The 20335-nt window shown below is 70.0% G+C and carries 24 protein-coding genes; 11 read left to right on the forward strand and 13 right to left on the reverse strand.

Going from position 1 to position 20335, the window contains the following annotated elements:
- Positions 1–40 precede the first annotated feature (40 nt).
- Positions 41–1567, reverse strand: a complete 1527-nt coding sequence (locus tag M1P99_RS09920) for an aldehyde dehydrogenase family protein (RefSeq protein WP_304452367.1) — start codon at positions 1565–1567, stop codon at positions 41–43.
- A 337-nt stretch (positions 1568–1904) separates the two neighbouring features.
- Between M1P99_RS09920 and M1P99_RS09925 the strand changes: the two genes are divergently transcribed.
- Positions 1905–2567: a class II aldolase/adducin family protein gene (locus M1P99_RS09925; RefSeq protein WP_304452368.1), complete on the forward strand. Its 663-nt coding sequence runs from the start codon at positions 1905–1907 to the stop codon at positions 2565–2567.
- A 4-nt stretch (positions 2568–2571) separates the two neighbouring features.
- Here M1P99_RS09925 and M1P99_RS09930 read toward each other — a convergent pair whose 3' ends face one another.
- The 7 genes from M1P99_RS09930 to M1P99_RS09960 all read right to left on the reverse strand — a co-directional run bounded on the left by M1P99_RS09930 (position 2572) and on the right by M1P99_RS09960 (position 6307).
- Positions 2572–2973: a type II toxin-antitoxin system VapC family toxin gene (locus M1P99_RS09930; RefSeq protein ID WP_304452369.1), complete on the reverse strand. Its 402-nt coding sequence runs from the start codon at positions 2971–2973 to the stop codon at positions 2572–2574.
- Positions 2958–3215: a type II toxin-antitoxin system Phd/YefM family antitoxin gene (locus M1P99_RS09935; RefSeq protein WP_053619231.1), complete on the reverse strand. Its 258-nt coding sequence runs from the start codon at positions 3213–3215 to the stop codon at positions 2958–2960. The genes M1P99_RS09930 and M1P99_RS09935 overlap by 16 nt, the downstream gene beginning before the upstream one ends.
- 86 nt (positions 3216–3301) lie before the next feature.
- Positions 3302–3535 carry a helix-turn-helix transcriptional regulator gene (locus M1P99_RS28630; protein ID WP_369696582.1) on the reverse strand — a complete coding sequence of 78 codons (234 nt, stop codon included), beginning with the start codon at positions 3533–3535 and terminating at the stop codon, positions 3302–3304.
- A gap of 30 nt (positions 3536–3565) precedes the next feature.
- Positions 3566–4153 carry a hypothetical protein gene (locus tag M1P99_RS09945; protein WP_304452370.1) on the reverse strand — a complete coding sequence of 196 codons (588 nt, stop codon included), beginning with the start codon at positions 4151–4153 and terminating at the stop codon, positions 3566–3568.
- A 60-nt stretch (positions 4154–4213) separates the two neighbouring features.
- A complete protein-coding gene (locus M1P99_RS09950; protein WP_304452371.1) occupies positions 4214–4495 on the reverse strand; it encodes a helix-turn-helix transcriptional regulator in 282 nt (93 codons plus the stop codon).
- Complete coding sequence (locus M1P99_RS09955) at positions 4485–5336, reverse strand: ABC transporter permease (RefSeq protein ID WP_304452372.1); 852 nt, start codon at positions 5334–5336, stop codon at positions 4485–4487. Before M1P99_RS09955 ends, M1P99_RS09950 begins: the two co-directional genes overlap by 11 nt.
- On the reverse strand, positions 5333–6307 hold the full coding sequence (locus M1P99_RS09960; RefSeq protein WP_304452373.1) for an ABC transporter ATP-binding protein: 975 nt from the start codon (positions 6305–6307) through the stop codon (positions 5333–5335). Before M1P99_RS09960 ends, M1P99_RS09955 begins: the two co-directional genes overlap by 4 nt.
- 262 nt (positions 6308–6569) lie before the next feature.
- Here M1P99_RS09960 and M1P99_RS09965 point away from each other — a divergent pair, with 262 nt between their 5' ends.
- Positions 6570–6995 carry a VOC family protein gene (locus M1P99_RS09965; protein WP_304452374.1) on the forward strand — a complete coding sequence of 142 codons (426 nt, stop codon included), beginning with the start codon at positions 6570–6572 and terminating at the stop codon, positions 6993–6995.
- Positions 6996–7032: 37 nt separating this feature from the next.
- Here the strand turns inward: M1P99_RS09965 and M1P99_RS09970 are convergent, their stop codons facing one another.
- Entirely contained in the window at positions 7033–7800 is a 768-nt protein-coding gene (locus M1P99_RS09970; RefSeq protein WP_304452375.1) for an alpha/beta fold hydrolase, read from the reverse strand.
- A gap of 158 nt (positions 7801–7958) precedes the next feature.
- On the opposite strand from M1P99_RS09970, the gene M1P99_RS09975 reads away from it, so the two are divergent.
- Positions 7959–8489, forward strand: a complete 531-nt coding sequence (locus M1P99_RS09975; RefSeq protein ID WP_304452376.1) for a DinB family protein — start codon at positions 7959–7961, stop codon at positions 8487–8489.
- 410 nt (positions 8490–8899) lie between these two features.
- Positions 8900–9682, forward strand: a complete 783-nt coding sequence (locus tag M1P99_RS09980; RefSeq protein WP_304452377.1) for an SURF1 family protein — start codon at positions 8900–8902, stop codon at positions 9680–9682.
- On the opposite strand, the gene M1P99_RS09985 is transcribed toward M1P99_RS09980, so the two are convergent.
- On the reverse strand, positions 9661–10059 hold the full coding sequence (locus M1P99_RS09985; protein ID WP_304452378.1) for a DUF3817 domain-containing protein: 399 nt from the start codon (positions 10057–10059) through the stop codon (positions 9661–9663). The genes M1P99_RS09980 and M1P99_RS09985 overlap by 22 nt on opposite strands.
- 287 nt (positions 10060–10346) lie before the next feature.
- Entirely contained in the window at positions 10347–11918 is a 1572-nt protein-coding gene (locus M1P99_RS09990) for a glycosyltransferase family 2 protein (RefSeq protein ID WP_304452379.1), read from the reverse strand.
- 363 nt (positions 11919–12281) lie between these two features.
- Here M1P99_RS09990 and M1P99_RS09995 point away from each other — a divergent pair, with 363 nt between their 5' ends.
- From M1P99_RS09995 to M1P99_RS10005, 3 genes are all read left to right on the forward strand, one after another.
- Positions 12282–13013, forward strand: a complete 732-nt coding sequence (locus tag M1P99_RS09995; protein ID WP_304455648.1) for a WbqC family protein — start codon at positions 12282–12284, stop codon at positions 13011–13013.
- Positions 13014–13134: 121 nt separating this feature from the next.
- Complete coding sequence (locus M1P99_RS10000) at positions 13135–13848, forward strand: PIG-L deacetylase family protein (protein WP_304452380.1); 714 nt, start codon at positions 13135–13137, stop codon at positions 13846–13848.
- Positions 13849–13978: 130 nt separating this feature from the next.
- On the forward strand, positions 13979–14956 hold the full coding sequence (locus M1P99_RS10005; RefSeq protein ID WP_304452381.1) for an NAD(P)-dependent oxidoreductase: 978 nt from the start codon (positions 13979–13981) through the stop codon (positions 14954–14956).
- Positions 14957–15158: 202 nt separating this feature from the next.
- On the opposite strand, the gene M1P99_RS10010 is transcribed toward M1P99_RS10005, so the two are convergent.
- Positions 15159–15530, reverse strand: coding sequence for a DUF202 domain-containing protein (locus M1P99_RS10010; protein ID WP_304452382.1), 372 nt, complete (start codon positions 15528–15530; stop codon positions 15159–15161).
- Positions 15527–15874, reverse strand: a complete 348-nt coding sequence (locus tag M1P99_RS10015; protein ID WP_304452383.1) for a YidH family protein — start codon at positions 15872–15874, stop codon at positions 15527–15529. Before M1P99_RS10015 ends, M1P99_RS10010 begins: the two co-directional genes overlap by 4 nt.
- Before the next feature lie 282 nt (positions 15875–16156).
- On the opposite strand from M1P99_RS10015, the gene trxA reads away from it, so the two are divergent.
- The 4 genes from trxA to pstS all read left to right on the forward strand — a co-directional run bounded on the left by trxA (position 16157) and on the right by pstS (position 20272).
- Positions 16157–16537 carry a thioredoxin gene (trxA, locus tag M1P99_RS10020; RefSeq protein ID WP_304452384.1) on the forward strand — a complete coding sequence of 127 codons (381 nt, stop codon included), beginning with the start codon at positions 16157–16159 and terminating at the stop codon, positions 16535–16537.
- A 435-nt stretch (positions 16538–16972) separates the two neighbouring features.
- Positions 16973–17845, forward strand: coding sequence for a phosphate ABC transporter ATP-binding protein PstB (gene pstB / locus M1P99_RS10025; protein ID WP_304452385.1), 873 nt, complete (start codon positions 16973–16975; stop codon positions 17843–17845).
- A 48-nt stretch (positions 17846–17893) separates the two neighbouring features.
- Positions 17894–18703: a response regulator transcription factor gene (locus M1P99_RS10030; protein ID WP_304452386.1), complete on the forward strand. Its 810-nt coding sequence runs from the start codon at positions 17894–17896 to the stop codon at positions 18701–18703.
- Between the two features lie 378 nt (positions 18704–19081).
- Positions 19082–20272 (forward strand): phosphate ABC transporter substrate-binding protein PstS, encoded by a 1191-nt coding sequence (pstS, locus tag M1P99_RS10035; RefSeq protein WP_304452387.1) that lies wholly within the window; start codon positions 19082–19084, stop codon positions 20270–20272.
- Positions 20273–20335 lie beyond the last annotated feature (63 nt).

Consider the following 20335-nt stretch of genomic DNA (forward strand, 5'->3'; position numbering starts at 1 on the left):
CCGCTCCGGACCAGGCGTCCGGAGCGGCGCGACCGCGTGGCTAGCCGAACCAGCGCTGTGGTTCGGGAGCCAGGTTGCGGTAGATGTGCTTGGCCTCGCGGTACTCGTCCAGGCCGGCGAGCCCGAGCTCGCGGCCGATGCCGCTGCGGCCGTAGCCGCCCCACTCGGCGCCGGGGAAGTAGGGGCCGTAGTCGTTGACCCAGACCGTGCCGTGGCGCAGCGCGGCGGCGACGCGCTCGCCTCGCCCGGTGTCGTTGGTCCACACACCGCCGGAGAGCCCGTAGTCGGTGTCGTTGCCCAGCTCGATCGCCTGCGCCTCGGTCTCGAACCGCTCGACGGTCACGACCGGGCCGAAGACCTCGGTCTGGACGATGTCCATGGACCGGTCGCAGTCCACGAACACGGTGGGCCGGTAGAAGTAGCCGCGGGAGAGCTCGGGGTCGTCCGGGCGCTTGCCGCCGGCGATGATCCGGGCGCCCTCCTCGACGCCGCGGGCGACGGCGGCCTCCACCTTGGCGCGGTGCTCGGCCGAGACCAGCGGTCCGCAGCGCACGCCCTCGTCCTGTCCGCGGCCGATCCGGATGGCCTCGGCCCGGCGGGCGAGCTCGGTGGTGAAGGCGTCGTGGATGTCGTTGTGCACGATCAGCCTGGCGCCCGCCGAGCAGACCTGGCCGGAGTGGAAGAACGCGGCGCTGAGCGCATAGTCCACGGCGGTGTCCAGGTCCACGTCCGGGAAGATGATGTTCGGGTTCTTGCCGCCGAGCTCCAGCGCGACGGTCTTGACGGTCTCCGCGGCCGAGGCCATGATGCGGCGGCCGGTGACCAGGCCGCCGGTGAAGGAGACGAGGTCGACGTCGCGGTGCTCCGACAGGGGGGCGCCGGCGTCGGGGCCGCTGCCCAGGACCAGGTTGACCACTCCGGCGGGGACCCCGGCCTCGGTGGCCAGCTCGACCAGCTTGCAGGTGGTGACCGGGGTGATCTCGCTGGGCTTGATCACCATGGTGTTGCCGGCCGCGATGGCCGGGGCCATCTTCCAGGCGAGCTGGAGCAGCGGGTAGTTCCAGGGGGTGATCATGCCGCAGACGCCGACGGGCTCGTACACGACCTTGCTGTGCACGCCCTCGGGCGCGGACACGACGCGGCCGGCGTCCTTGTCGGCGAGTCCGGCGTAGTAGCGGAAGACGTTGGTGACGTCGTCGACGTCGATCCCGCCCTCCTCGATGGTCTTGCCCGTGTCCAGCGACTCCATGACCGAGATCTCCTCGCGGTCGCGCTGGAGGAGGTCGGCGATGCGTTCGAGGACGCGGCCGCGCTCGTCGGCGGTGGTCCGGCGCCACTCCCCGGTGTCGAAGGCGCGCCGCGCGGCGGCGATGGCGGCCTCGGTGTCGGGGCGTCCCCCTTCGCTCACGATGGTGAGGACGGAGGCGTCGGCGGGGTTCAGGACCTCCCTGACACGGCCGTTGCGGGCGGCTCGCCACTGGCCGTCGATGTAGAGGCTCGTGGCCTCGGACGCGCCCGGCTCGGACAGGTAGGGCGCGGTAGGTAGGGATACGTCGGGCTGGTTCACGGGTCCGGTTTGCCCAAGATCGGTGGTCACAAACTGCCTCGTCTCATACGACACTTTCGCCCCAAGACTCCCACAAGCCCCTCTGAGCAGTAAAAACCACACTCCGAGGGCGCATGAACCCGTGGTGTGAGTCACGTGTGCACAGCATCACCACATCTACGCGCCTGTCCGGGAGCCCTCACGACCCAAACGCGGGTCTGGGGAATACCAGCCCAAGAGTTTGACGTACATTTAGGTGTACCTAAGTGGATTCGCCCGGATCACCGGATCACGGGCGGCCATGGACCCGCCCGCCCCAGGACCGCGCCACCCCACCGGCGCACCCTCGAGGAAGCGCATGCTGCTTGAACAGGAACGACGGGACGTCTGCCTGACGGCCCGTGCCCTCGCCGCCGGCACCGGGACCGCGCCCGGAGAGTCGGGCACCGTCAGCGTCCGCAGCGGCGACCTGGTGGTGGTCACCCCCCACGGCGTCCCGCTCGACCAGCTCCAGGCCGCGGACTGCCCGGTGATGTCCCTGGACGACCGTGTGCTGGAGGGGCGCCGCGACCCGGCCGCCGAGGCCACGCTGCACCTGGCCGTGCACCGCCGGGCCGCCGACCACGGGGACGAGGTCACCGCGGTCGTCAATGCCTTCACCACCGACACCGTCGCGGTGTCGTCGGTCCTGGCCGAGCTGCCCCCGATCCACCACCGGGCCGCCGCCCTGGGCGGGGCGATCGCCGTCACCCCCTACACGCTCTACGGCAGCGGCGAGATCGCCGACCACGCGGTCAAGGCGCTCAAGGGCCGCGACGCCGCCCTGCTCGCCGGCCACGGCGGACTCGCGCTGGGACGCGGGCTGGAGCACGCGCTGGAGAACCTGCGGCTGCTGGACTGGCTGAGCGGCGCGTACCTGCGCGCGCGCCAGATCGGGGAGCCCCGGGCGCTGTCCGAGGACGAGTTGGCCCAGGTCCGCCACCGCGACACCTACGGATGGGCCGGCCCCGACATCTGGTGACCGGCTAGTCGACCTCGGTGGCCAGGACCCCGGGCAGATCCCCGAACCGGGCCTTGGCGTCACGACTCACGACCGTGCGCCCGGTCTGCGCCGCGTGCGCGGCGATGATGAGGTCATGCTTTCCCCTGGGGATTCCGCCGCGCCTGGTATGGGCGATCAGTGCCGCGTGATGAGCTGCCGTCGCTTCCGTGTACTCCAGGACCTCCACGTTTTCCGTGATCGCGGCCAGTGCCCTGGAACGTTCGGCCGCCCGTGCAGCGGTGTCCGCCATCTCGACGCCGACTCGGTACTCCCCGATCGTGATCGCCGCGACCGACAGGTCGTCCTCGTCGAAGGCGGACCTGTCGATCGCCCCGCGTTCGTAGGAGATGAGGACGTTGGTGTCCAGGATCAGGCGTCGGCCCACGGGTCGGCCTCCTCGTTCGTGAGAAAGGCCAACGCTTCGTTGATGTCGCTCTCGAACCTGTCGTCAGGCGGCGTGATGCCTTCCAGCGCCGCACGCAGATCCGCGCCGGTGCGGCGACGAGCGGGGCCGATCTCGGCGACGGGCGACTTTCCCCTCGTGATGGTCACGCGCTCGCCGTTCTCGATCGCGTCCAGGAGATCCGAGAACTTCCTCGCAGCCTCGGTCGCGGTGATCGTTCGCATACACACCATGATATCTGACTATCAGATTTCCGCCAGGGTCGCCTGGGAAACGCGGAACTCGTGCCCTGGTCGTGCAGCCGGGTGGGCTACTGGCCGATGCGGGGGAAGGGCTCGGTGGAGAAGATGACCTCCACCGGCACCTCGAAGTAGCGGGCGATCCGCATCGCCAGGTGCAGGCTGGGGCTGTACTCGCCCCGCTCCAGGTAGCCGACGGTCTGGTAGTGGACGCCCAGGGCCTCGGCCAGCTCCAGGCCGCGGACTGCCCGGTGATGTCCCTGGACGACCGCGTCCTGGAGGGGCGCCGCGACCCGGCCGCCGATGGGCGGGTCCGGACATCTGGTGACCGCCGATCAGGCGGCGGGGACGTCGTCCTCGTCGTCGGGGACGTCGTCGGGGCGGGTCCACGCCAGGTAGGCGCACGGTGTGGAGCTGTGCACCATGAGGATCAGCCACACCAGCGGCATGATCAGCTCGTTCGGGAGGCTGAGCACCTCCGGCGGGAGGATACTGGCGGCCGCCAACAGCAGGAACACCGCCATCAGCAGCGCCCCGGTGGTGTGGAAGCCGATCCGCGTCGCGTGGTCGCGCTCGATGCGCTGGCGCTCGTCCAGGGACTGGTAGCGCACCCCGGTGCGCGTGGCGCGGTTGAGCTGTGTGACCAGGTAGAAGTAGCCGCCGATCGCGGCGAGGAACGCCAGGACCAGCAGGAACGAGCCGTCCCCGACCCCGGGGAAGGCGAGCACGCCGAGCAGCGCCGCGCCGGCGAGGACGAAGACCCCCATGAGCGCGGTGGCGACGCGGCGGCGGGACCGGGCGGCCCAGCGCGCACGAAGGCGCGGGTTCTCGGCGTTGAGCCGGTTGACGTGGTCGAATTCGTCCCGGAGCCGGGTCGGCCGGAACTCGTCGATGACGGAGGCGATGAGGTCACGGATGGTCATGGGTCCGCCTTTCACACGCGGAGTCGGTTGGGGCCGGTGCGGGCGTCGGGGGGACGCGCCCTACTGGCCGATGCGGGGGAAGGGCTCGGTGGAGAAGACGACCTCCACCGGCACCTCGAAGTAGCGGGCGATCCGCATCGCCAGGTGCAGGCTGGGGCTGTACTCGCCCCGCTCCAGGTAGCCGACGGTCTGGTAGTGGACGCCCAGGGCCTCGGCCAGCGCCCGGCGCGAGACCCCCCGTTCGGCACGCAGCACCGCGATGCGGTTGTAGATCGCCTCGGATCCGCCCGCCGACGCCTTGCCCCGGCGGCCGGATCCGTTGCTCGTGTTCTCAGTAGGCACGCTTCATCGCCTTTTCCCTGGCCGCCTGGACGCGCGACCCCGACTCCCGACGGGCCATCCGCCGCAGCACCCACGGCGCCACGACGAACCCGACCACCGCCCACAGTGCCAGAACCACGGCCACCTGGGGCAGTTGCCAGGATCCGGCCATCTCCAGGGCGGCGTAGTCGTCGGGCAGCGACCCCGCGCGGACGCCGAGCCCCAGCCAGTAGATGGGCAGGAAGAGGGCGGCCGTCCCCACCCAGTCGGGCAGGAAGTCCAGCGGGAACATGACGCCGGAACCCATCAGCAGGAAGACGATCGGGACCATCAGGAGTCCCACGAACCTCGGGTTGGAGATGAAGGACCCGGCGATCGCCCCGAACGGGGCCAGGGCCAGCGTGCCCAGCACGCAGACCCAGACGAGGGTGGCCGCGTCGTCCCAGGACCGCGGGCCGAAGCCCTCCACCAGGAACAGGCCGGGCAGGACCATGAGGGCCAGCGAGGTCAGCACGATCCCCACGATGTGGACCACCTTGGCGACGGTGTAGCCGAGCATCCCGTGCGGCAGGGTCTTGGCCCGCAGGAGCGTGGCGTTCTCGCGCTCGGCGGCCAGGACCTGCGCCACGGTGAGCATGCCCGCCATCACGAGCGTGAAGACCACACCGCCCGCGTAGGTCACGGCGCCGTAGGTGGTGTCGGCCCCCTCCACCCGCCCACTGGACATGAACGCCCCGAGGACGACGAACAGCACCGGCATGTAGAAGTAGCCGAACAGCTCCATCGGACTGGCGAACGAGCCCCGGAACTCCAGCAGGCCACGGGACAGGCCGGCGCGGACCGCGTTGACGGTGGCGTTCATCGGATCTCCTTCACGAACTCGTGCGCGGCCAGCTCGGCGTCGCCGGACTCGTACCGCTCGACCATGTCGAGGTAGACGTCTTCCAGGGAGGGCCGGGCGACCCGCAGGTCGACCAGGTCGTCGCCGAGCGCGGCGTGCAGCTCGGCCACGTGGCGGGCGGGGGCGTCGGTGACGTGGACGTGGCGCTGGTCGCCGACCCGCCAGGAGACCTCGCTCTCCCGCTCCACCAGGACGGACAGCTGCTCCACGCTGCCGTCGGCGACGATGGTGCCGCCCGCCAGGATGAGGATCCGGTCGGCGAGCTTCTCCGCCTCGTCCAGGTCGTGGGTGGTGAGCAGGACCGTGGTGTCGTCCGAGTCGACGATGTCGTGGACGAGCTCGTGGAAGCTCCGGCGCGCCTGGGGGTCGAATCCGGCGGTGGGCTCGTCGAGGAAGAGCAGTTCGGGACGGCCGACCACGCCGATCGCGACGTCCAGGCGGCGGCGCTGCCCGCCGGAGAGCTTGTTGATCCTGGTGCCCGCCTGGTCCGTGAGGCCGACGCGCTCCAGGAGTGCGTCGGTGTCGTGGGGCCGGACGCGGCCCGGGGTGGAGTAGGGCGCGTAGAAGAGCCCGAAGTGGCTCAGGAGGTCGCGCACCCGCCATCCGCCGTGGTCGCGCCAGGTCTGCAGGACCACGCCGATACGGGCGCGCCAGTCCTCGCCGCCGCGCTCGGGGTCGGCGCCGAGCACCTCGACCGCACCCGCGGAGCGCTTCCGGAAGCCTTCGAGGATCTCGATGGTGGTGGTCTTGCCCGCGCCGTTGGGACCGAGCAGGGCGACCACCTCGCCCCGGCGGGCGGTGAAGTCGACGCCCCTGAGCACCTCCGCGGTGCCGTAGTTCATGCGCAGGCCGCTGACCCGGACCACGGCGTCGGCGGGCTCCCCCGACGCATGCGCCGCCGCCCGCGACACCTCTCCGATCGAGGCACTCATCACACCACTCCCTCCATTCATCTTCTATGTACTGCGATTGATAGTACATGTACTACATCCTGCAGTACAGACACTCCCCCGTCAGGCCGGGTTCGGCGCAGGGGCGTTCTACCGCCGGCGCGGGCGGACGCGCAGATCACAGGGGCGGCGAGGGTGTGGCCGGATCCGGCCACACCACTCCCGGGTACGGGTACTCGGCGATCGGAGGGGATCAGGGTCGACAATGGTCGGGAACGTACGGTTCAGGACCGCAGGAGGCCCCATGCGCTGCAGCTACATCCGGCTTCTCGTCAACGACTACGAGGCCTGCTTCCACTTCTACGCCGACATCCTCAAGCTGCCCGTCCTGTGGGGTGACGAGACGAGCAGGTACGCGGAGTTCGACGTGGAGTCCGGGACACGGCTCGCCATCAACCAGCGCGAGGTGATGGCCGAGGCGCTGGAGACCGACACCGCCGACCCCGAACTCCCGCACCAGGACCGGCTCGCGGTGGTCTTCCAGGTCGACGACGTCGACGTGACCGCCGCCAAGCTGGTCGCCGACGGCGCCCGCCAGGTCAGGGCGCCCTACGACTGGACCGCCTGGGGTGTGCGGGCCGCGCACTTCCGCGACCCCGACGGCTACCTGCTGGAGTTCAACCATCCGCTCATCCCCGTGGACGCCCCGGCGCCCCCGACGACCCCCTGAGGCCCACCGGGCCCCTGAACCCCTCTGGGCCCCAAGCTCACCTGGCGAGGTGGTCCACCAGCAGTTCGCTGACCCGCTCGGCGCGTTCCACACCGAGCAGGTGGGCGGCTCCGGTGACCACCTCGAACCGGGTGTCGGCGATCCCGTCGGCCAGCCGTCTCCCGTGCCCCGGGGGCACCAGGGCGTCGTGCGCCGCCGAGACCACCAGCGTCGGCGCCCGGACGGCGGAGACCAGGTGGCGCTGGTCCATGCCCGCGACCGCGTCGCAGATCGCGGCGTAGGCGCCCGGGTCGGTGCGCGTGAAGTCCTCGGTGAAGCGCTCGGTGACGTCGGGGTGGTCCTCGGCCATGTCGGGGGTGAACCACGGCAGGGCGACGTCGGCGGCCACCGACTCGATCCCCGACTCCCGGACCCGGGCCGCGACGCGGTCCCAGCGGTGCGGACGGGGGGTGCGCGGCGCGGCCGCGAGCAGGACGAGCCGCTCCAGCGTCCGGGGGGAGTTGGCCGCGATCCACACGAGCAGGGCGGCGCCGAACCCGGCGCCGACGGCCGACACGCGGGTGAAGCCCCGCTCCTCCAGCAGGCCCAGGATGTCCAGGGCCATGTCCTCGACGGAGTAGGGGCCCTCCGGGGCCGGCGAGAACCCGTGCCCCCGGTGGTTGATCCGTAGCACCTGGTGATCGCGCGTGAGTTCGGGGATCTGCGGCTCCCACACCGACATCCTGGTACCGAAGGGCGGAACCAGGAGCACGACGGGAGCGTGCCGTGGACCGTCGAGTCGGTACTGCAGCGGAATCAAGGCCATGGAACCTCCGAGTCACCAGGACTCCCAGGCTATCCGGAGTCGTTTCGGGGGATCCAACGATTCCTCGGGCACCCCGCGAAGTGGAGGACAGTGGTTGACCGCCGTTCTCCCTACAGTCGTTTTCAGCCCCGCAGGAGCGACTGGGAACGGTGATCAGGATGACGACTCAGGTCGAGAACGCACGGACGGCCGACGCCGAGCGCGAGGCACTGCTGCGCGTGCTGGCGGAGCAGCGCGGCAACCTGCGGTACGCGGTGAGGGGACTGACCGACGAGCAGGCGCGGCGGCGCACCACGGTCAGCGCCCTGTGCCTCGGCGGCGTGGTCAAGCACGTGGCCCGCGGCGAGGAGCACTGGGCGCGTTTCATCCTGGAGGGCGACCCGGGCACGGACTACGAGTCACCGGAGACCTACGCCGCGCACGAGGGCAGCTTCCGCCTGCTGGAGGGCGAGACGCTCCAGGGGATGCTGGAGAAGTACGGGCGCGTGGCGGCATGGACCGAGCGGATCGTTCGGGACCTGCCGAACCTGGAGGTCGCCCAGAAGCTGCCGACCGCCCCGTGGTTCCCGGAGGAGACCTTCTGGACCGCCCGCGATGTCCTGCTGCACATCATCGCCGAGAACGCCCAGCACAACGGCCACGCCGACATCATCCGTGAGGAGCTGGACGGCCAGAAGACGATGGGCTGACGTGGACGCGTGTCCCGCGCCCGGTGTCCACACGCGCACCGGCGACACGGGACTCCCGGGAAAGGCGACGGGGGCGTCCCCGCTGATCTGCGAGAACGCCCCCGGCAAGAGGTGGCGAGGGTCACCTCCGCATCCCCCCTCAAAGTACGGAGGCGACCCTCGCTCTGGGAAGCGGCCTGCGACTCCTCCCCCCGGGAGTCGCGGCCTGCATGGTCTGCCACGAGGAACGATCTCGGTCGTTCCTTGTTGATAGAGACACTACCCACCGCACCCCCGAAGAACAACCCTGTGTCACGACTAACTACTTAAAGTGATCGTCATGGTCGTGCAGGGCCGACGCCAATGAGCCGCGGGCAGTGCCAACCCGGGGTCATGGCGGGCCGCGCGAAGAGCGCGCATAGCCTGGTCCGGTGAGATCCGTACTCCTCAGCCCACGGTGGATCGGCCTGCACGCGCTGGCCGTCCTCGCCCTCGTCGTGTGCGTCGCCGGCACCTACTGGCAGTCGGTCCGCGCCTTCGAGCCCGACCGCGACGTCGTCACCAATCCCGTCGCCGACCTCACCGACGCCGAGGAGCTCGACGACCTGCTCGCCCCCGGCGAGTACGCCCACCCGGACTCCTACGCCAACACGGCCGTGACCGCGACCGGGTCCTTCGACACCGGCGCCCAGCTCCTGGTGCCCCGCACGCACGACGGCACCGAGGGGTTCGACGTGGTCCTTCCACTGGTCACCGGGGACGGTGTCGCCCTCGCCGTCAACCGCGGCTGGACCGGCGACCCCGACGACGTCCCCGCCGCGCCGGAGGGCGAGGTCACCGTCGCCGGCTGGCTGGTGCCGCCCACCACCGCGGCCGACGGCATCGTGCCGGTGGACGTCCCCGAGGGCCAGGTCGAGCGCATCGCTCCCTCGGTCCTGGTCAACGAGTGGGACTACCGCCTCTACGAGGGCCACCTGACGCTTCCCGCGAGCGAACCGGCCACCGCGTCACTCGTGCCCGCGCCGCCGCCCGAGCCGCCCACCGGGATCACGATCAACTGGCGCAGCCTCAGCTACACCTTCCAGTGGGCGCTCTTCGGTCTGTCCGCGGTCGCCTACTGGGCGATCAGCGTGCGCCGGGAGGTGCGGGCGGAGCGGGCCCGGCGGGAAGGGAAGGGCGAGGAGGAGACGGCTCAGGCGGTCGCGGGCTCCTGAGACCGCTCGGCCTCCTTCGCCCGCTCCGAGCGCACCACCCGGTGCTCGACGACGAACCCGAGCACGGGGATCGTGCCCGCGAGCACCACGCCCAGGGTGCGCCCGGCGCCCCAGCGGCGGTCCAGCGACACCCACAGCACGACCAGCACGTAGGCCATGTAGATGTAGCCGTGCGGCATCGCGATGAACATCATCAGCGGCGACTCCGGCCCGAACCAGTGCTCCCACCCCCGCGGGGCGGGCACCAGCCCGAACATCGAGTCCTCCCCCACCAGGTACTTCGCGGGCATCGCCACGAAGGTCAGACCCAGCAGGAAGACTCCCGTCACGTACGCGAGCACCCGGTACAACGCGAACGACACACGCCTCTTGTCCACGGCGACTTCATCCCATTCAACGACGAACGCCCCGATCGGGGCCATCTTCGAGGTTAAGCCCGCCCGTCGCCCACCACCGCCCGGGGGCCGCTCCGCGGACCAGACGGGCTACCACCCTCACACGACACCTCCGGCGCAGCACCCCCGCCCGTCGCCCACCACCGCCCGGGGGCCGCTCCGCGGACCAGACGGGCTACCACCCTCACACGACACCTCCGGCGCAGCACCCCCGCCCGTCGCCCACCACCGCCCGGGGGCCGCCGCGGGGTACCCCGCGGCGGGACCGGTCAGGTCTTGTTCGAGACGCGGATCGGGCTGCTCCAGCGGCCGTCGGAGCTGGCGGTCCAGGCCCTCGGGATCATCCGTAGCGACAGGTAGGCGTCCACCAGCCGGACGGGGAAGAAGAACAGCCCGTAGAGCAGGTAGGACGGCCTGCGCCGCACCATCGCCATGACGCACGTGAGCATGTAGTCGGGCACGAACAGGCCGATGACGATCGCCGTCAGCGGCAGGAGCGCCGTCACCGCGGTGAAGCCCTCCCCGAAGTACGGGACCGTGAGGGCGGTCTCTCCCCAGAGCGTGCCGACCAGGACGAAGACGCCGAGCAGGGTCGTGGCCAGCAGGGTGAACGAGACCACCACGACCTCGGCGATGTAGAGCGCCAGCGCCAGCCAGAACACGCTCGGCCACACCTTGTGGCGCCGCACCGTCTGCCAGAACCCCAGCGTCCACCGGCCGACCTGCTTGTAGTAGTCGCGGAAGGTGAACGGGTCCTGGCTGTAGGCCTTGGTGTCCGGACGCATCGAGATCGTGCCGAGGCGCTTGCGCTGCACCTCGAACGTCATGTTGAAGTCCTCGATGACCAGGCCCTTGGGGTTGATCTCCACCTCGCGCAGCGCACTGCTGCGGTAGACGCTGGCGAACCCCGGCACGATGAAGGACGTGTTGGTGCGCTTCCAGGTCTGGCCGAACCGCATGAGGTACTGGAGAAGGAAGTACAGGCGGTCCCGGTAGGCCGAGATCAGCCGTCCGACGAACGTGCGCTCCCACGGCTTCCACTCCGACACGACGAACCCGGCGACGGCGGCGACACCGGGATCGCTCAACTGGCGCTTGGCGCCCCGCACGTAGCCCTCGTCGAGTTCGGTGTCCGCGTCCAGGATCACCACGCCGTCGTAGTTGTCGGTGAGCGCGAACTCCTCGATGACCGCCTCGATGGCACCGGCCTTGCCCCGGTTGGTCAGGAGTTCGAGGACGTTGACGCCCGTCCTGGCGGCGATCTCCGCGGTGGCGTCCCCGGAGGAGTCCGAGACCACGTAGATGTCCCAGCGGTCGAACAGGCTCAGGGCGGAGGCGATGGCCCCGTCGATGACCGGTTCCTCGTTGTGCGCCGGGATGACGACGGCGAGCGTGATGTCCTCGGCGGCGTCCGCCTCCGACACGCCTCCCGAGCCTCCTTCGACCACGCCGGAGGGCCGTTCGCCGGTCTCGGCCAGAGCCGTCCCGCCGGCCCCGGAGCGGCCGGACACCGCCGGCTCCGGTTCGCCCCCCGGGCCGCCGGCGGCGACCAGGACGCGGTCGCGGGAGTCCTCCGGGGCGACGGCCCGGCGCCCTCCGGCGCGGGACCCCCTCCGCAGGACGGACCGGGCGGACTCCTCCGTGAGACGGAGCAGCCCCATGACCGTCCACAGCAGGAGGTTCGCGCCGAAGGCCAGCCACAGGAAGGCGTAGGCGAGGACACCGCCGGTCGCGGCGGCCAGCCCGGAGGCGTAGTCGAACCAGTAGACGAAGAGCGCGACGGTCAGCACCAGGGCGACCAGCCCTGTGAGCAGCCCGACGGTGAAGCGCACGATACGCACGGCCTTGAACCCCTCCGAAGATCAGTGGTTTCGGGCCGACAATAACCCAGAAGGTCGGCGATAGGTTGACGCCCTACGACACCGGCAGGTTGACCCGGGTTCGCGTCCTATGTAGGCCACGCAAATCGTATCCACGGGCTTGCGTGAAGTGGTACCCATTAGAAGATATTTGGGAGGAAGGCCGGGGGCTCATGATGCCACTGGTTTGTTCGGGTCCATCTGGAGACTCGCGCGAACCCCCGGCCACGTCACACTGAGAGAAGGAGAACGCCCGGCGTGATCGGCGATCCAGCCACCGCATCGCCCGATCCTGACCGCGCGGAGCAGGAGCGGGCACACTGCGCCGCCGACGGTTCCGCGCCTGTGGCCAGCGATGGAACCGGCACCGTCCGGGTGGCGATCCATCAGCCGCACTACCTGCCGTGGCTGGGCCTGATCGACAAGATCGACCGGTCCGACCACTTCGTCGTTCTGGACACGGTTCAGTTCGAGCGGCGCGGCTGGCAGAACCGAAACTACGTGGCCGGCCGCGGAGACCCGATCCTGCTGACCGTGCCGGTGACTCAGGGACACCGGACGGACCGCATAGTGGACAAATATATTGACAACACCCACAAATGGAAGCGGAAGCACTACAAGGCACTGGCTGAACACTGTTACCGAAATGCTCCGTACTGGGACGACTACGCGGAAGAAATCGCCCGTTTGTACGAGAGCGAGTGGAAACGTGTCGCGGACCTGGCCATAGCCACCACACGGCTGCTGCTGCGCGGCTTCGGCATCACCACGCCGCTGCTGCGCGCCAGCGAGATCGGGGACCTTCCCGGGACCAAGAGCGAGCTCCTCGGCCGGATCTGCGCACGGACGGGCGCCGACACCCTCGTGTCGGGGTCCGGGGCCAAGGACTACCTGGATCCGGAGGTCCTGCGCGGCCACGGGGTCGGCATCGAGTGGCAGGGCTTCCGCCACCCGGTCTACCGCCAGCACTCCCGCGGCGACGGGGACTTCGTGCCCCGGTTGTCGGCCCTCGACCTCCTGCTCAACGCCGGCCCCGACGCACTCCACGTGCTCCGGCAGGCGCGCGTGCACACCTGACCCGCCGCTGGCCACGAGTCAGCACCCGGGTCCACCGCCCGCCCACGACCACGGGGCGGCCCCGCACCACTGACTCGGGAACCACCCGAACCCCCACTCGGCCAAGAAACGGGACACTGCCATGACGACGGACTGGGCCCAGGAGCGCATCCTGGTCTTCGCACCCCACCCCGACGACGAGACCCTCGGCTGCGGCGGCCTGCTCAGCAAGGCCAAACGGGCCGGGGCCGAGGTCCTCGTCCAGTTCATCACGGTCGGCGACACCGCGGACGAGTCGGCCAAGGGGTTCTCGACGGCGGAGGAGCGCTACGCCGAGATCAAGAAGGTGTCCGACCACTTCCGCTGGGACGACTGGAACATGGCGCTGCCGGGCGACCAGTTCCACCTGCGCCTGGACACCGTCGCCCAGGTGGACCTGGCCCAGATCATCGAGCGCGAGAGCCCGATCTCGATCGCCCGCACGCGTCCCACCGTGGTGCTGGCGCCGCACCGCACGAGCTACAACCAGGACCACCGGGCCGTCGCCGAGGCCGTGCACACCGCCCTGCGCCCGTCCAACACGGCCCTGCGCCACCACCCGCGGCTCGTCCTGTCCTACGAGGAGGCGGCCGACCAGTGGCGGTCAGAACCCGTGGCGCCGCCCTCGCTCATCGTCGAACTGGACGAGGACGACGTGCGCGCCAAGCTCCAGGCCATGGAGCTGTACGGCTCCCAGGCGCACGAGCACCCCCACACCAGGTCCGAGACGACCCTGCGCAGCCTCGCCGTCCTGAGGGGCATGCAGGCCGGTGTGGCCCTCGGGGAGGGCTTCCACGTCGCGCGCTGGCTGGCGTGAGACCCGCCGGACCGAGAACCGTCCCGGGCACCGACCCCGTTCCCCGGGACCCGCACTCCCCCACCCGTCCCATCACACACATCTCTCCCCCTGAGTACAGCAACGCACAGCACCCACATGGAGGGGAAACATGAAGGCCGTGATCACCGGCGGAGCCGGTTTCATCGGGTCGCACCTGTGCGACCACCTCGTCGCCCAAGGACACGAGGTCATCGTCCTGGACGACCTGTCGACCGGTTCACGGGAGAACGTGGCGCACTTGGAGGCCACACCGGGCTTCCGCTTCGTCCACGGCGACATCCTGGACGAGGACCTGGTCGACGACCTCGTCGCGCAGGCCGACACCGTCTACCACCTCGCGGCGGCGGTCGGCGTCCACACCATCGTGGACAACCCGCTCAAGTCGCTGCGGACCAACCTGCACGGCACGGAGAACGTGGTGCAGGCCGCGGTCGCCCACGGCGTGCCGTACATGGTCGCCTCGACCAGTGAGGTCTACGGCAAGAACGACGCCGACGGCCTCACCGAGGACGCCGACCGGATCTACGGTTCACCGACCAAGAGCCGGTGGTCGTACGCGGCGGCCAAGGGCCTGGACGAACTCGTGGCCTACGTGCACGGCGTCGAGTCCGGCGTGCCGTGCGTCATCACCCGCTTCTTCAACGTCGTCGGTCCGCGCCAGACCGGCCGCTACGGCATGGTCGTGCCCCGGTTCGTGGACCAGGCCCTGGCGGGCCGGCCGATCACGGTCTACGGCACCGGCACGCAGCGCCGCTGCTTCGGCTCGGTGCACGACGTCATCCCGGCGCTGCCCCGGCTGATGGCGACGCCGGAGGCGTACAACCGCGCGGTCAACCTGGGAGGGCACGAGGAGGTCTCCATCAAGGGCCTGGCCGACCGCGTCGTGGAGCTCACCGGCTCCGCCAGCCCGATCACCTACGTCGACTACGAGCAGGCCTACGGGGAGGGCTACGAGGACATGCAGCGCCGCTACCCGGACACCTCGCTGGCCGCTCGGCTGATCGACTACCACCCCGTGCGCGACCTCAACGCGATCATCGGCTCGATCGTGGACCACCGGAGCGCCTCCGTCCCGCAGCCGGTGTAGAGGCCCGACCCGCGGCCCCCGCGGCCCCCGCGGCGCCCGCCGCCCGGGGAGTCGCCGCAGCGTCGCACGCGGCCCGCGACGGCACAGCCGCCACGCACGGATCCAGGGCCGGGACCGCCCCCGCGCCGGCCACGAGGGCACCGGACGGAGGAGTCGGACACCCGCTCCGCCGCACGGCCGCTTCACGGCGGCGCCGGCGGGATCAGACGGCGAGGACCGTCGCCACGACGAGGACGACGCTGAGGACGAGGACCGTCGCGCACACCGTGACCATCGCCCACGGCCTCGCCAGGTTCGGTGGCGGCAGTCCCGTCTCCGGGTCGTGTGTCCCGTGGCTGAACCGCCGCCACCGGCGCTGCACGTGGAGGGCGAGCAGGCCGGCCAGGACGAGCGACATCGACATCATGGTCGCCCGGACCGCGATGGAGGGCTCCGGGATGTGGGTCGCCTCTGGAACGAGTGATCCGCGCATGAAGAGTATCCCCACCAGCACCAGCAGGATCAGCGTCCGCTGCCATGACAACAGGGTGCGCTCGGGCTGGAGCCCGGGGTCCCGGTCGACGGGCCCGCTCACAGGAGGTTACCCAGCAGGATCAGCACCACGATGGCGGCTACGGCCAGGGTGGTCACCACCGGCAGCAGGCTCAGCCGCAGGGGCTCGCCGCGGCTCATGATCCGCTGGACGCGGAACCAGCGCAGCGGGGCGTAGATCGTGATGACGCCCGCCAGGCCGGCCAGGACCAGGCCCACCGCGGTACGCGACCCGTCGGCCCATTCGAGGGGGAGCAGGTGCAGGACGGCGACGGCTCCGGCGAGGAGGGCCAGGGCGGTGCGGACCCAGGCCAGGAAGGTGCGCTCGTTGGCCAGGGTGAACCGGTAGTCGACGCCGTCGCCGCTGTCAGGGGTGTCGGAAGCCATCCGTACCCCCCATCACGTCGTGGTTTTCGGGCTTTCGGCCCGCGCGGTGTCGGTCACTGGCCACAATGAACTCGTGCCCCTCGTCACGACACTAGTCTCACATGCTCTTTCCTCCCAAACAGGTCAACACCACGTGTTAGGTAGGAAACCGCCCCACTGGGCGGGTCCACGAGCCCCGGCAAGCATGTGGAACAAATGAGCGGGCACGACCGCTGTAGCACTGACAGAGATGGCAGTTGGCCACCGGTCGACACCAGACGACGAAGAGATTCAGGAGACCACGTGCCCACCGTCGAACTCACCAAGGACAACTTCGCCGAGACGCTGAAGGACAACGACTTCGTCCTCATCGACTTCTGGGCGGACTGGTGCGGGCCCTGCCGTCAGTTCGCCCCCGTGTTCGAGAAGTCCGCGGAGCAGCACACCGACATCGTTCACGCCAAGGTGGACACCGAGGCGCAGCGCGAGCTCGCCTTCGAGTTCAAGATCCAGTCCATCCCCACGCTGATGATCGTGCGCGACCGCACCGTCATCTACAACGAGCCGGGCGCCCTGCCCTCCGACGCTCTGGAGAGCCTGATCACCCAGGCCAAGGAGCTGGACATGGACGAGGTGCGCAGCAAGCTCGCCGAGCAGGGGGACCAGGCCACGGAGCAGAGCTAGAGCGGGCCGCCGAGCCGCCCCGCGACGGGTGGGGGACGCCCGTCCCCCGCCACCGCCCCGGCGGGCACGCACAGGCGTGCCCACCGGGGCGTCGTCGTACCCGGGCCGGGTCCGGGGGAGGCGGCTGTCCGCCACCGGCGGACACGTGGTCGCACGACGCCGGACGCCCCCGGCCCGAGGGTCGGCGCGGCGGGCGCGTGCCGGGCGGCCGGCCCGCCCCACCACGGTCGATCCCGCGCCCTGCCACCTGGTCACATGACGAAAGCCGGACGAAACGCGAGCGCGGCACATCCGAGTTCACCGCCCACGTTCATCCGGGCCACGAGGTTCGTTCACCTTCTCTTCATTCCGGCATATTTGCATGGGTTCGACCGCGCTCCGCGGGTGACGCCCATCGGCGACCGCACCAGCACCGTCCGACCCGGAAGTGGCCCCATGTCTGTCAGCAACACCGCCTCTCCCCGCGACACCGCGTCCGGCCGTGGCACCGCCCCCGACACGATCCGCTACAACCGCGAGGTGCCGGGTCTGGACGACCCCGTCTTCGACATCTCCGACCTGTCGATCTTCTACGGCGACAACAAGGCCGTGCGCGACGTGGAGATGAAGGTCGGCCCGCGCCAGATCACCGCGATGATCGGGCCGTCCGGTTGCGGCAAGAGCACCGTCCTGCGCACCCTCAACCGGATGAACGACCTCATCCCCGGAGCGCGGATCGAGGGCAAGGTCCAGTACCACGGCGAGGACCTGTACGCCCCCGAGGTGGACCCCATCGAGGTCCGGCGCCGGATCGGCATGGTCTTCCAGAAGCCGAACCCCTTCCCCAAGTCCATCTACGACAACATCGCCTACGGCCCGCGGATCAACGGCATGCGCGGGAACATGGACGACCTTGTCGAGGAGACCCTGACCAAGGCCGCCCTGTGGGACGAGGTCAAGGACAAGCTCAAGGACAGCGCGTTCGCCCTCTCCGGCGGCCAGCAGCAGCGCCTGTGCATCGCTCGCACGATCGCGGTGAACCCCGAGGTCATCCTGATGGACGAGCCCTGCTCGGCGCTCGACCCCATCGCGACCCTCAAGATCGAGGATCTGATGTACGAGCTGGCCAGCGACTACACCATCGTCATCGTCACCCACAACATGCAGCAGGCCGCACGCGTGTCCGACCGCACGGCGTTCTTCACGGCGGGTGTCGACGACGCCGGCGACCGCTACGGCAGCCTGGTGGAGTTCGACGAGACGGCGACGATCTTCAGCAAGCCGGCGGACCAGCGCACGGAGGACTACATCTCGGGCCGCTTCGGCTGATCGGTTCGACGGCCTCCCCCTCCCGCCCTCTCGACGAAGTGGACCGCCATGCCAGCGCTCACCTCCTCCGCCGCCGTCCCGCAGCCCGCAGGCTCACCGGACGGCGAGGAGCGGACGGAGCGGGCGCCGCGCCCGGAGCGCTCCGACGGACCGCTCCGGGTCCTGCTGGTGGAGCCCGAATCGGAACAGTCCCATCAGCTGGTGCTGTCGCTGAGCGGCCACGACGTGGACATCACCGTGTGCGTCGACGGCGCGGAGGCACTGCTGCGGGTGGGCCAGCTCAGACCGGACACGCTGGTCACCAGCGCGGCTCCGCCCGAGGTGGACCTGGAGACACTGGTGCGGGTGACACGGCGGGCCACCGACATCCCGATCCTCATCGGGGTGGGCCCCGGCGACTCGCAGCGCGCGGTGCGGGCACTGGCGGCCGGTGCGACGGCGTGCGTGAGCCGCCCGTACAGGATCCCCGAACTCGCCGCGCTGCTCCGCGGTTCCCTGCCCGGCGGCGACGGACACCACCCGGAGGGCGTGCCGGGCGGAGGTCCGCTCGCGCTGCGCTCGGGGGCGCTGGAGCTCGACGCGCTGGGGCACCGGCTCTTCGTCGACGGCTCACCGGTCAACCTCGCCCTGCGGGAGTTCGGGATCATGGACTTCCTGCTCCGCAACAACGGGCGGGTGGTGAGCCGGGAGGAGTTGTGGACCGAGGTCTGGCACAAACCGCTGCCACCGGTGAACAACACGATCGCGGTACACATCCGCCGCCTGCGCCACAAGCTCGGTGATTCCGAGGCGCAACCGCGGTTCATCCACACGGTGCGCGGAATCGGTTACCGGTTGGACACCGGAAACGGGGTCTGACCGTATGCGGGGCTCCATGAATGGACGTCCAGGGTCGCACGGCGAGAGCCGTGTGGCCCATTGTTCATGTTGGCGTCATTATCACCGGAATGCCCACGCCATGGTGAACTGACCGGTAATCGAGAATGTCACCGAGATCGCGCTGCCGCGACCCCTGACGAGCTTACACAGCGTCACAGCCACACAACATGACGAAGAGTGACGATCGATAACTCACGTGACACACGCGCACGTTATCGAATGGTTACCGCGATTCACTCTCCATTCACCTTGCTTCCACTGATTCGCCTTCATTTCGATGACACCACGACTTTCGACGCGCATACCGTCGTTTTACGTCAGCCCCGACAGTGGTGATTCAACGAGGAGAACTTCGACATGCGCAACGGGCGTTCCAAGCTCGCCGTTCTGGCGGCCATCCCCCTGCTCGCGGCGGCGTGCAGCAGCGGCGGCGACACCGCCGGCACCGACAGTGAGGGCGGCGAACTCAGCGGCACCCTGACCGGTGCCGGAGCCAGCTTCCCCGATCCCCTCTTCCAGGACTGGATCTACACCTACAACGACGTGCAGCCCGGCGTCGAGGTCAACTACCAGAGCGTCGGCTCCGGTGCCGGCGTCGAGCAGTTCCTCGAGGAGACGGTCGACTTCGGTTCCTCCGAAGAGCCGCTGAGCGAGGAGGAGCTGCAGGCCGCGCTCGACACCCGTGGCTGCGAGGCCGTGCAGTTCCCGGTCGTGTTCGGCTCCGTGGTCGTCGCCTTCGACAACCCCGACCTCGACGGCCTGGTCCTGGACGCCGAGGCCGTGGCCGGAATCTTCGCCGGTCGGATCACCTCCTTCGACGACCCGGCGATCGCCGACCTCAACCCCGACATGGACCTGCCGGACGACGAGATCGTCCCGGTGCACCGCTCGGACGGCTCGGGTACCACCAAGGTCTTCACGCACTACCTGTCCACCGAGGTCGACTGGTGGGCCGAGGAGTTCGGCGCCGACAAGGAGATCCAGTGGGCTGACGGCCTGGTCGGCGGCCAGCAGAACGACGGCGTGGCCCAGGGCATCACTCAGAACCCGGGCGGCGTGGGCTACGTCAACCAGTCCTTCGCGATGGAGGCCGGCCTGTCCACCGCCTCGATCGTCAACGAGGACGGCAACGCGATCGAGCCGACCCTGGAGGCCACCACCATCGCCTCCGAAGAGGCGGAGATCCCGGACAACTTCCAGTTCACGATCGACAACATCGGCGGTGAGGGCTACCCGATCGCGGGCAGCAACTTCATCTTCACCTACACCTGCGGCTACGAGGCCGCCACGGCCGACATGATCACCGACTTCTGGACCTGGGCGATGACCGACGAGGCCGCCGACGAGCTGGCCCTGGACCTCGGCTACGCCCCGCTGGGCGACAGCCTCAAGGAGCGCGTGCTCGAGGCCGTCGAGCTGACCAACGCCGAGAACGGCGGTCTCCCCGGCGACCCCGGCTCCGCCGCCGAGGGTGACGCCGGTGCCGAGGACGAGGAGGCCGAGGGCGACGCCGCCGAGGCCACCGACGCCGAGGCCGACGAGGAGTAACCCCTTCGGGCGGGCGGGTCGGCGCGCGACCCGCCCGCCCCTTCCGCCGCCCCGGAGTGACGG

The organism is Nocardiopsis sp. YSL2, from assembly GCF_030555055.1.
In the GTDB taxonomy this organism is placed as follows: domain Bacteria; phylum Actinomycetota; class Actinomycetes; order Streptosporangiales; family Streptosporangiaceae; genus Nocardiopsis.